Source organism: Streptomyces sp. NPDC057694, from assembly GCF_042799415.1.
Lineage (GTDB): Bacteria > Actinomycetota > Actinomycetes > Streptomycetales > Streptomycetaceae > Streptomyces.
On the sequence record NZ_JBHVIX010000016.1, the window covers coordinates 199,828 to 210,023 of the forward strand.

The 10,196-nt window shown below is 71.2% G+C and carries 11 protein-coding genes; 5 read left to right on the forward strand and 6 right to left on the reverse strand.

Annotation, left to right across the window (positions count from 1 at the left end):
• Positions 1–89 precede the first annotated feature (89 nt).
• Complete coding sequence (locus ACFVDP_RS29710; RefSeq protein ID WP_383496170.1) at positions 90–302, reverse strand: hypothetical protein; 213 nt, start codon at positions 300–302, stop codon at positions 90–92.
• Positions 303–379: 77 nt separating this feature from the next.
• Positions 380–1,015, reverse strand: coding sequence for a 2-phospho-L-lactate guanylyltransferase (cofC, locus tag ACFVDP_RS29715; RefSeq protein ID WP_383496173.1), 636 nt, complete (start codon positions 1,013–1,015; stop codon positions 380–382).
• Between the two features lie 136 nt (positions 1,016–1,151).
• Here cofC and ACFVDP_RS29720 point away from each other — a divergent pair, with 136 nt between their 5' ends.
• From ACFVDP_RS29720 to ACFVDP_RS29730, 3 genes are all read left to right on the forward strand, one after another.
• Complete coding sequence (locus tag ACFVDP_RS29720; RefSeq protein ID WP_383496176.1) at positions 1,152–1,952, forward strand: lysophospholipid acyltransferase family protein; 801 nt, start codon at positions 1,152–1,154, stop codon at positions 1,950–1,952.
• Positions 1,949–2,959: an NAD(P)H-dependent glycerol-3-phosphate dehydrogenase gene (locus tag ACFVDP_RS29725; RefSeq protein WP_383496179.1), complete on the forward strand. Its 1,011-nt coding sequence runs from the start codon at positions 1,949–1,951 to the stop codon at positions 2,957–2,959. The genes ACFVDP_RS29720 and ACFVDP_RS29725 overlap by 4 nt, the downstream gene beginning before the upstream one ends.
• An 81-nt stretch (positions 2,960–3,040) precedes the next feature.
• Positions 3,041–4,234 carry a D-alanine--D-alanine ligase family protein gene (locus ACFVDP_RS29730; RefSeq protein WP_383496181.1) on the forward strand — a complete coding sequence of 398 codons (1,194 nt, stop codon included), beginning with the start codon at positions 3,041–3,043 and terminating at the stop codon, positions 4,232–4,234.
• Between the two features lie 34 nt (positions 4,235–4,268).
• Here the strand turns inward: ACFVDP_RS29730 and ACFVDP_RS29735 are convergent, their stop codons facing one another.
• Together ACFVDP_RS29735 and ACFVDP_RS29740 are read right to left on the reverse strand one after the other, a co-directional pair.
• The gene (locus ACFVDP_RS29735; protein WP_383496221.1) at positions 4,269–4,709 is read right to left on the reverse strand and encodes a DUF3515 domain-containing protein; all 441 of its coding nucleotides are present in this window, start codon (positions 4,707–4,709) and stop codon (positions 4,269–4,271) included.
• Between the two features lie 140 nt (positions 4,710–4,849).
• Positions 4,850–5,083 carry an Lrp/AsnC family transcriptional regulator gene (locus ACFVDP_RS29740; RefSeq protein ID WP_016642988.1) on the reverse strand — a complete coding sequence of 78 codons (234 nt, stop codon included), beginning with the start codon at positions 5,081–5,083 and terminating at the stop codon, positions 4,850–4,852.
• Between the two features lie 608 nt (positions 5,084–5,691).
• Here ACFVDP_RS29740 and ACFVDP_RS29745 point away from each other — a divergent pair.
• Together ACFVDP_RS29745 and thiD are read left to right on the forward strand one after the other, a co-directional pair.
• Positions 5,692–6,684, forward strand: coding sequence for a thiamine-phosphate kinase (locus ACFVDP_RS29745; protein WP_383496184.1), 993 nt, complete (start codon positions 5,692–5,694; stop codon positions 6,682–6,684).
• 11 nt (positions 6,685–6,695) lie between these two features.
• Positions 6,696–7,583, forward strand: a complete 888-nt coding sequence (gene thiD, locus ACFVDP_RS29750; RefSeq protein ID WP_383496224.1) for a bifunctional hydroxymethylpyrimidine kinase/phosphomethylpyrimidine kinase — start codon at positions 6,696–6,698, stop codon at positions 7,581–7,583.
• Here thiD and ACFVDP_RS29755 read toward each other — a convergent pair.
• Together ACFVDP_RS29755 and ACFVDP_RS29760 are read right to left on the reverse strand one after the other, a co-directional pair.
• Positions 7,529–8,848, reverse strand: coding sequence for an FAD-dependent monooxygenase (locus tag ACFVDP_RS29755; RefSeq protein ID WP_383496186.1), 1,320 nt, complete (start codon positions 8,846–8,848; stop codon positions 7,529–7,531). The two genes, thiD and ACFVDP_RS29755, sit on opposite strands and share 55 nt — an antisense overlap.
• A gap of 163 nt (positions 8,849–9,011) precedes the next feature.
• Entirely contained in the window at positions 9,012–10,079 is a 1,068-nt protein-coding gene (locus ACFVDP_RS29760) for a tetratricopeptide repeat protein (RefSeq protein ID WP_383496189.1), read from the reverse strand.
• Positions 10,080–10,196: the final 117 nt, after the last annotated feature.

Consider the following 10,196-nt stretch of genomic DNA (forward strand, 5'->3'; position numbering starts at 1 on the left):
TTGTGGGTGCACACAACGAGAGAACCAACGTGATGGGCCGGGCCCCCCTCGGGGACCCCGGCCCGCGGTGTGTCCGGGGGAGGGGCGGCTCAGAACGTCTGCAGGGTGACGAGCGTGATCGTCGGCCCGTCCGCCGCCCCCTCGTGGGGCTGCACCTCGATGCGGACCCGCTGGCCTGGGCGGAGCAGGCGCAGCCCGCCCGCGTCGAAGGCCTCGGCGCCGAACGGCACCGGGGTGCCGTCGTCCAGAAGGACGCTGCCGGAGCGGGTTTCGGGGTCGTACGTGTACGCGGTGGCCTGCATGAAGGCAGCGTACTCAGTCGGCGTACCCGGGATCGGCGAGGTTGCGGCTCCTCGGTCGGCGTACACGGTCGGCGTACTCAGTCGACGAGGAGGAGCCCCGTCGTGGCCTTCGCCGTGTGCGGGCCGACCCCCAGGGCCAGCGCCGTCCGCAGATCGTCGCCGGTGTCGACGTCCTGGCGCACCGAGTCGACGCCGTCGAGGGGAAGTTCCACGGCGCCCGAGGCCCGGTGGCGGGCGCGGGACGCCGCGCCGAATGCGGGGAGCAATTCCGTGCCCGGCGTCGCGGACAACAGGGTCGTGCCGATTCCCGCCGCATCGGGCAGAAATGCCCGGGGGAATGCGGCGGCCCCGGAGAGAACGCGCGCCAATTCCGCGGGGCGCAGCGACGGCAGATCGGCGTTCAGGGCCGCCAGCGGCGCGCGGGGACGCGTGGCACGTACAACTGCCTCTCCGTGCGTGAGAGCGGCATTGAGGCCCGCCTGTGGCGTGTCGGGCACGACCAGGGCCCCGAGGGCCGCCAGTTCGCGCCCTGCGCGGGCGTCGTCCGTGACGACCACCACATCGCCCACCGCTGCGCAGGCCGTCAGGGCGGCCACGGTGTCCTGGGCGAATGCCAGGGCGAGACCGGGCCGCAGGGCGTCGCCGGCCGCGGGCGCGAGCCTGCTTTTGGCGCGCACCAACGGTTTCAGCGGTATCACCAGGGTCCACTGCACGCGCCTATTGTGACCTGTGCATGAGGTGCGCCCGTTCGGGCGGGCGTACGGTGTTCTCGACAGACCAGTGGCCCGGGGCGACACTTGTGCGGCCCCGCCAGGCCCTGCCTGCATGGTCCTAGAGGAAGGTGTCCGAGTGTCCCGCCGCAGAATCGGCTTCTGGTACCGCTTCGCTGCGGTCCTGTGCAAACCGCCGCTGGTGGTTCTGTTCAAGCGGGACTGGCACGGAATGGAGAACATTCCTGCCGACGGCGGATTTATCACCGCGGTGAACCACAATTCGCATCTGGACCCGTTCCTCTACGCGCACTTTCAGTACAACACGGGACGAGTCCCGCGTTTCCTCGCGAAGCACGGCCTCTTCCGGAAGGGGTTCGTGGGCGCCGCGATGCGCGGCACCGGACAGATTCCCGTCTATCGCGAGTCCACGAACGCGCTGAGTGCCTTCCGTGCCGCGATCGACGCGGTGGAGCGCGGTGAGTGTGTCGCCTTCTATCCGGAGGGAACTCTCACCCGCGATCCCGAACTGTGGCCGATGACCGGTAAGACCGGCGTCGCACGGGTGGCCCTGCAGACAAAATGCCCGGTGATTCCCGTCGGGCAGTGGGGCGCCACCGACGCTCTGGCGCCCTATGCGAAGAAGCCGGACTTCTTCCCCCGTAAGACGCACCATGTCCTGGCGGGTGAACCCGTCGATCTGTCGTCTTTCTACGACAAAGAGATCACGCCGGAACTGCTCAAAGAGGCGACCGAGGTCATCATGACCGCGATCACCGCCGAGGTGGAGCGGCTGCGCGGCGAGAAGGCTCCGCCGAAGCGTTACGACCCGCGCGAGGCGCGCATCGCGCAGCGGCGCAAGCTGCAGGAGCGCGACAAGTCGCAGGCGAGCAGTGGGAGTTCGGCATCAGGCGGTACGACCGAGGAGAGCAGCAAGTGACCCGACCCGTGAAGGCCGCCGTCTTCGGGACCGGCTCCTGGGGCACGGCGTTCGGCATGGTGCTGGCGGACGCGGGGTGCGATGTCACGCTGTGGGGCCGCCGCTCCGAACTCGCCGAAGCCATCAACTCCACCCGCACGAACCCGGATTACCTGCCCGGCGTGGAACTCCCGGCGAACATCCGGGCGACGTCGGACGCCGCCGAGGCCGCGGCCGACGCCGACTTCACCGTGCTCGCCGTGCCCTCGCAGACCCTGCGCGACAACCTCGCCGACTGGGCGCCGCTGCTCGCCCCCGACACCGTGCTCGTATCGCTCATGAAGGGCGTCGAGCTGGGCTCGGCGATGCGCATGAGCGAGGTCATCGCCGATGTCGCGAAGGTGCCGCAGGAGCGGATCGCGATCGTCACCGGGCCGAACCTGGCACGCGAGATCGCCGCCCGGCAGCCGGCCGCCGCGGTCGTCGCCTGCCGCGACGAGGCCGTCGCTCAGCGCCTCCAAGTCGCCTGCCACACCCCGTACTTCAGGCCGTACACGAACACCGACGTGGTCGGCTGCGAACTCGGCGGCGCGGTCAAGAACGTCATCGGGCTCGCCGTCGGCATCGCCGACGGGATGGGCCTCGGGGACAACACCAAGGGCTCGCTCATCACGCGCGGACTCGCCGAGACGACACGGCTCGGCCTGGCCATGGGCGCGGACCCGCTCACCTTCTCCGGCCTTGCCGGACTCGGCGACCTGGTGGCCACCTGCTCCTCCCCGCTGTCGCGCAACCACACCTTCGGCACCAACCTCGGCAAGGGCATGACGCTGGAGGAGACCATCGCGGTCACCAAGCAGACCGCCGAGGGCGTCAAGTCCTGCGAGTCCGTGCTGGAGCTGGCGCGGCGTCACGGAGTCGACATGCCGATCACGGAGACCGTCGTCGCGATCGTCCACGAGGGCAAGCCGCCGGTGGTCGCGGTGAAGGAACTGATGTCGCGCTCCGCCAAGCCCGAACGACGCTGAGCGACGGCCCGCGGGCCACGGCGCGACCGGTGCTCCGGGGGCGCTGACTCTCGTAGTACCAGCAGGTACGCTCAACGCGATATGAGCAGCGAGAACCTTCCCCAGAGCCCTGCGTCCGCCGCGTCCTCGGGCGCCTCTTCGGACGCTTCGTCGACCGGGCAGAAGCCGCGGGTGGCCGTCGTCTTCGGTGGCCGCAGCTCCGAGCACGGTGTCTCCGTGGTCACGGCGGGCGCCGTGCTCCGTGCGATCGACCGCTCCAAGTACGACGTCCTGCCGATCGGCATCACGCGCGAGGGACGTTGGGCGCTCACCTCGGACGACCCCGAGCGGATGGCGATCAGCGACCGCCGGGTGCCGGACGTAGCGGACCTCGCCGAGTCGCCCGAGGGCGGCGTGGTGCTCCCGGTCGACCCCTCGTCGCGCGAGGTCGTCTACACCGAGCCCGGCTCCGTGCCCAAGGCGCTCGGTGACGTGGACGTGGTCTTCCCGGTGATGCACGGCCCGTACGGCGAGGACGGCACGATCCAGGGGCTCCTGGACCTGTCCGGGACGCCCTATGTGGGCTGCGGTGTGCTCTCCTCGGCCGTCGGCCAGGACAAGGAGTACATGAAGCGGATCTTCACCTCTTTCGGTCTGAAGGTCGGGCCGTATCTGGTGATCCGGCCGCGCGAGTGGGAGCGCGAGCAGGAGGGCGCCCGGCGTCGCGTCGCGGAGTTCGTGGGCGAGCACGGCTGGCCGCTGTTCGTGAAGCCCGCGCGGGCCGGCTCGTCTATCGGTATCACCAAGGTCGAGTCCTTCGACGGCCTCGACGAGGCGATGGAGACGGCGCGCGCCCACGACCCGAAGGTCATCATCGAGGCGGGCATCGTCGGGCGCGAGATCGAGTGCGGTGTCCTCGAGTTCGAGGACGGGCCGCGCGCCTCGGTCCCGGCCGAGATCCCGCCGGTGCAGGCCCACGACTTCTACGACTTCGAGGCCAAGTACATCGACTCCGCGGCCGGTCTCGTGCCCGCCCCGCTGACCGCCGAGCAGACGGCCGAGGTGCAGCGGCTCGCCGTCGAGGCGTTCGAGGCGGTGTCCTGCGAGGGGATCGTCCGCGCGGACTTCTTCCTCACGGAGGACGGGGAGTTCGTGATCAACGAGATCAACACCCTGCCCGGCTTCACCCCGATCTCCATGTACCCGCGCATGTGGCAGGAGAGCGGCGTCAGCTACCCGGAACTCGTGGACCGCCTTCTCCAGGCGGCGCTGCGACGCCCGACGGGCCTGCGGTAGCGGGTCTGCGGTATCCGGGTCCGGGACACAGGCCCTAGTCGGCGATCCCCTTGGGGATCGCCTTCTTGATGGGCTTGGCCAGGTCGACCAGAGGGCCCGCCCCGACCTCGGCCACCTGGTCCTTGGGGATCGTCACCTCTACGTAGGCGAGGCGGCTGCCCGTCGTCATCCGCCGGGCGCCGCCGTCGAGTTCCTCCACGATCCACTCCACGCCGTCGACGGTCGCCGGGTTGCTGTCGTTGTCGGCTGCCGCGTCGGGCCAGGGCACACCGCAGCGCAGTATGATCGCGGAGCTTCCCCACGCCGCGGTGAGCTCGGAACTCGGTTCGGGATCGTTGCGCTCAAGTCCGTCGAGCTTCTGCGGCAGCACCTTGTCCAGGTTCCGACACAGCTTCGTGACCGACGCCTCCGGTGTGGGAACCGCAGCCTCGGGCGCATCGGCCGTCGAGGAACACCCCGCTGCGGAGGCGACCAGCAACGACAGCGCGGGCAACCCGATCAAGGCGCGGCGAGCCCGGTGAACGCGGCGAGCACGGCCAGTAGGGCCAACACGGTCGAGGCGGCCAGCACGGCGCCGGTGACGGAAAGACTTCACCGGCACAGGGTAGACGGGGGCTACAGGTGGACGACCGGGCAGGTCAGCGTGCGCGTGATGCCGTCCACTTGCTGGACCTTGGCGACCACCATGCGACCCAGTTCGTCGACCGTGTCCGCTTGCGCGCGCACGATCACGTCGTAGGGGCCGGTGACGTCCTCGGCCTGGATGACTCCTGGAATCTTTCCGATGAGCTCGGCGACGGTCGACGCCTTGCCAACTTCGGTCTGGATCAGGATGTACGCCTGTACCACGGAACCTCCAGGGCGGCCACGAGGATCATGTGGGGAGAAGGGACGCCACGGTATCGCGTCACCGCTCGTCGCGGGGAGACCCGGGGTGGCTGTGGCGCACTCGACGGATACGGGCCGGGAGAGCGCGGGATCGCAGCCGGTCGCCGGGGCGGCTCCTCGGGGAGAGCGAAGGAAGCGGAAGGCATGGCCGTGAGGGTCTTCGCGGGCGTGACCGTGGATGCCGCGGCGGACGCCGCTCATGTCGGCGGGACCGCGGATACGCCCGCGGGCGCGCCCCTGATCCAAACGGTACCCAGGACACCGGCGGCCCGCGACCGCGCGGCGCCCCGCGCCCTCGCGCGGACCGGCCCCGGGGGCCCCGGTGGACGCGGGGTGCCTGGGCAACGGCCGTCGCACCGGCCATGGTGGCGAGGAGCATCGCGGCGGCGGACTCCGCGAAGGTGGTCGGCGCGGGATGCCGTGACGTGGACGAGCGGCGCAGGGGTGGCCGTGGTGGGGGCAGGCGGCGTACGAATGGCCTGTCCAGGGATGGTTCGGGATCGTGAGTGGGTCGGGGCGCAGCCGGCACCGGGCCGGCAACCGGTCGGAACAGAAAGGGCAGCACGCACATGAAGGGCACCGTCGGCGAGCTGGGGGAGTTCGGCCTCATCAGAGAGCTGACCTCACGGCTCACCACCACTCCGGCCGTACGGATCGGCCCCGGCGACGACGCCGCCGTCGTCGCGGCACCGGACCGCAGGGTCGTCGCCAGCACGGACGTCCTGCTGGAGAACCGGCACTTCAGGCGTGACTGGTCCACGGCGTACGACGTCGGCCGCAAGGCCGCCGCACAGAACCTCGCCGACATCGCCGCCATGGGCGCCGTGCCCACCGCGCTGCTCCTCGGCCTGGTGGTCCCCGCCGAACTGCCGGCGTCCTGGCCCTCGGAACTGATGGACGGGCTGCGCGACGAGTGCCAGGTGGCGGGCGCCGCCGTGGTCGGCGGTGATGTGGTGCGCGGCGACACGATCACCATCGCCATCACCGCCCTCGGTGATCTGCGCAACCACGACCCCGTGACCCGGGCCGGCGCCCGGCCCGGCGACGTCGTCGCCGTCACCGGCTGGCTCGGCTGGTCCGCGGCCGGATACGCCGTGCTCTCCCGGGGCTTCCGCTCCCCGCGCGCCTTCGTGGAGGCGCACCGCAGGCCCGAGCCCCCGTACGACGCAGGCCCCGCCGCGGCCGGGCTCGGCGCCACCGCCATGTGCGACGTGAGCGACGGACTCATCGCCGACCTGGGCCACATCGCCGAGGCCAGCAAGTGCCGCATCGACATCAAGTCCGGCAACGTGGACGTGCCGTCCCAGATGAAGGACATCGGCCAGGCCGTCGGCGTGGACCCGCTGCAGTGGGTGCTCACCGGGGGAGAGGACCACGCGATCGTGGCCACCTTTCCGCCGGACGTGAAGCTGCCGGCCCGCTGGAAGGTGATCGGTGAGGTCCTCAACCCGTCGGCCCTGCCCCATGTGACCGTCGACGGCGCGCCCTGGACCAGCACGGGCGGCTGGGACCACTTCGGGGACGGCCTCTCGGGCGGCTTCGGCGGGGAGATCGAGTCGTGAGCGCCGATGCGGTGGTGCCGGTACGGGTGCTGACCGTCGCCGGGTCCGACTCCGGGGGCGGCGCCGGGATCCAGGCCGACCTGAAAACCATGCTGGCGCTCGGGACCCACGGCATGAGCGTCATCGCCGCCGTCACCGCGCAGAACTCCCTCGGCGTGCAGGGAGCTTGGGAGCTGCCGGTGGAGGCGGTGCGTGCCCAGTACCGCAGTGTCGTCGACGACATCGGTGTGCAGGCGGTCAAGACCGGGATGCTCGCCTCTCCCGAACTCGTCGAATGCGTCGCCGAGTTGCTCGCCGGTACCGATGCCCCGGTCGTCGTCGACCCCGTCGGGGTGTCCAAGCACGGGGACGCGCTGCTCGCCGCCTCGGCACTGGACGCCGTCCGCACCAAGCTGCTGCCGACCGCCACCGTGGCGACCCCCAACCTCGACGAGGTGGCCCAACTCACCGGCATTCAGGTGGAGTCGGAGACGGAGATGCGCAGGGCCGCCGCGGCCGTGCTCTCCTTCGGACCGAGATGGGTGGTCATCAAGGGTGGCCATCTGGACTCCGGTGGTTCAGGGGCGGGTGGTTCAGGGAGCGGCTATTCGGGGGGCGGCCGCTCAGGGGGTGGCTCCGCCGAGGCCGTGGACCTGCTGACGGACGGGTCCGAGGAGCACTGGCTGCGCGCTCCGCGCCACGACAACCGCCACACGCACGGCACGGGCTGCACCCTCGCCTCCGCGATCGCGGCCCAGCTGGCAAAGGGGCAGACGGTGCCCGAGGCCGTACGCGCGGCCAAGGAGTACGTGACCGGAGCGATCGCCGCCGGGTTCGCGCTGGGCGACGGCATCGGGCCCGTGGATCACGGCTGGCGGTTCAGGACGGCGGAGGGCGCCGACTCCCCGGCCAGGCCGTAGTCCTTCAGGTCCAGAGCGCTCGCGGCCTTCTCGGTCAGACGCTTGAAGAAGCCCGCCAGGAAGCGTGAGCTGAGCATCCGGTACGCCCGGTCGCGGCTGCGGATCTTCTTCTCGGTCGGCGGGGCGAAGAACGGGCCCGCGTTCCCGGATATCTTCTGGCAGCCCTTCGCGTACTTCGTGATCTCCGCCTCGAAGGCGGCGAACGCGGTGCGGTGGTCGCCCCGAGCCGCCACCAGCTCGCCCGCCAGGACGTACGCCGACACCAGTGCCGTGCCGGTGCCTATGCCGCCCATCGTCGCTCCGTACCCCGCGTCGCCGAGCAGGACCACACGGCCCTTGGAAAGCCGGTCGATGTGGATCTGGGCGATCGAGTCGAAGTACAGATCGTCCGCGGTGTCGAGCGCGGCGATCATCTTCTCCACGTGCGGCCAGGCCATGCCGCGCAGCTTGTCCGCGACGATCCGCTTCTGCTGCGAGATGTCCCGCCGGTCGTAGGCGAGCTGCTCCGACTCGAAGACGACAGCCGCGCCGGCCCGGTCGGGGTCGCCGTCGTAGTTGTTGATCATCGCGGTGCGTCCGGGCTCGGTGTACAGGCGTGCCGTGCGGTCCAGGCCCAGATGGTTGGGCATGTCGAATCCGGCGACGTAGTAACCGAAGAAGCGCAGGTACCGCGACTCGTCGCCGAAGGCGAGCCGACGCGTGTGGGAGTGCAGGCCGTCCGCGCCGACGACCAGGTCGAAGGTGCGGGGAGCGCCGTGGTCGAAGGTGACGTCGATCCCCGTGGCGGATTCGGTGAGCGAGGCGATCGAGTCGCCGAAGACGTACTCGACCGTGTCCTTCGTGCGCTCGTACAGAAGCTTGGAGAGGTCGCCCCGGAACACCTCGACGTCGCCGCTCATCAGATACGCGGGCAGATCCACCCGGTCGGTGTCGTCGGCGTTCACGATGGTCTGGCGGCCCATGTCGGTCTGCACGCGGTGCAAGTCGTCCCAGATGCCCATGCGGGTGAGGACGGTGCGGTGGACGTGACCGCGGAAATCGACCGCGAAGCCGCCCTCGCGCAGGGCCGCCGCCTTCTCGACGATCGTGACGCGAGCGCCCTGACGGGAGAGCCAGAAGGCGATCGCGGGCCCGGCGATGCTGGCGCCGGAGACCAGGACGTCGAGGTGGGCGAGGGCGTCGGTGGTGTGGAGTCCGTCCGCGGGGAGGTTGTCCGTGCGGATGCCGTTCGTGCGGGATTCGGTGGTGTGCGTCTGCTTCGTCATGGCAGTGAGCTTGCGGCCCGGGGCTTACCGTTCGCTGACCACCTGCTGACCGCGCCTTACCGGCCGCTGACCGTGCCTCACCGGATGCCGGAGCCGGCCGCAGCTCGGCGGCCGCGCCGGGACGGGCCCGCGCAGTACCCGGGTGGTGCGGGGCGTCGCCGTGTCACAGGTCCACGATGGCAGCCTCACGCAAGCTTCCGCCCAGCTCGAAAGCCTTCCTGAACACCTCGGGGGCCAGCATCCGCCGCAGCCGTTGTTCGAGCGGGGTCACGTCCGGGTCGTCGACGATTAGGCGGCCACGCAGCGCCGATGCCGCGCCGAGCAGTGTCACGGCCTGCTCGGGACCCTCGGCGCGGGAGGCCAGTGCCTCGGCCACCACCGCGAGTTCGAGCCCTTGCGCCACACCGTCGGTGGACAGCGTGCGGGCCTGCCGGAACCAGTCGTCGGCCTCTTCCGTGCGTCCCTCGGCGAGGGCGGTGCGGCCCAGGCCGAGGAAGACGTGCACCGTCTGGCCCACGCTGTACCAGGACCTCGCGTTCGTCCCCAGCGCCGTCTCGTAGTACTCGCGTGCACGGGCCCGGTCCCCGGCCAGCCGCGCCGCGTCGCCCATTCCCCAGTAGGCGCCCGCCACTTTCTCCGGTGCGCCGGCGGCGCGCGCGAGATCGCCTGCCCGCGTGAAGTCGGCGATGGCCTCTTCGTAGCGGGAGCTGCGCAGCAGGACGGCGCCGCGCCGGCACAACAGGTCGGCGGTCTCCTCCGGCGCCGCCAGCTCCCGCGCATGGCGGAGCGCCTCGTCGAGCAGCTCCAGCGCGCGCGTACGCTCACCGCGCCAGTCCGCGAACATCCCCAGCTGATCGAGGGAGTTGGCCATGCCCCAGCGGTCACCGGTCTGCCGGAACCCCTCCAGCGCCTGCGCGAACAGGGCCTCCGACGCGGCGGGGCGTCCCGCGAACTGCTCCTGGAAGCCGAGCCCGATGCCCAGCAGCGCCTGCCCCCACGGGTCGTCCCCGACCTGTGCCCTGACGCGCTCGTCCCGTGATCTCTCGGGGCCGACCGCGAGGGTCCACAGCACCACGGTGAAGGGCAGTCTCAGCTGCCGGTCGATCGTGGCCAGGACCTGATCCGCGCGCTCGAGCCGGTCCTCGTCCTCGTCCCCGGTCACGGACAGCACCGCGTTCAGCCCGCACAGCGCGTACTCCTCCTCCAGACCGCGCGGTGGCGTCGGCCCCACCGCGTCGACCAGGGCGCGGGGGGGGGGGGGGAACGCCCCCCCCCCCCCCCCCCCCCCCCCCCCCCCCCCCCACCCCCCCCCCCCCCCCCCCCCCCCCCCCGGCCCCCCCCCCCCCCC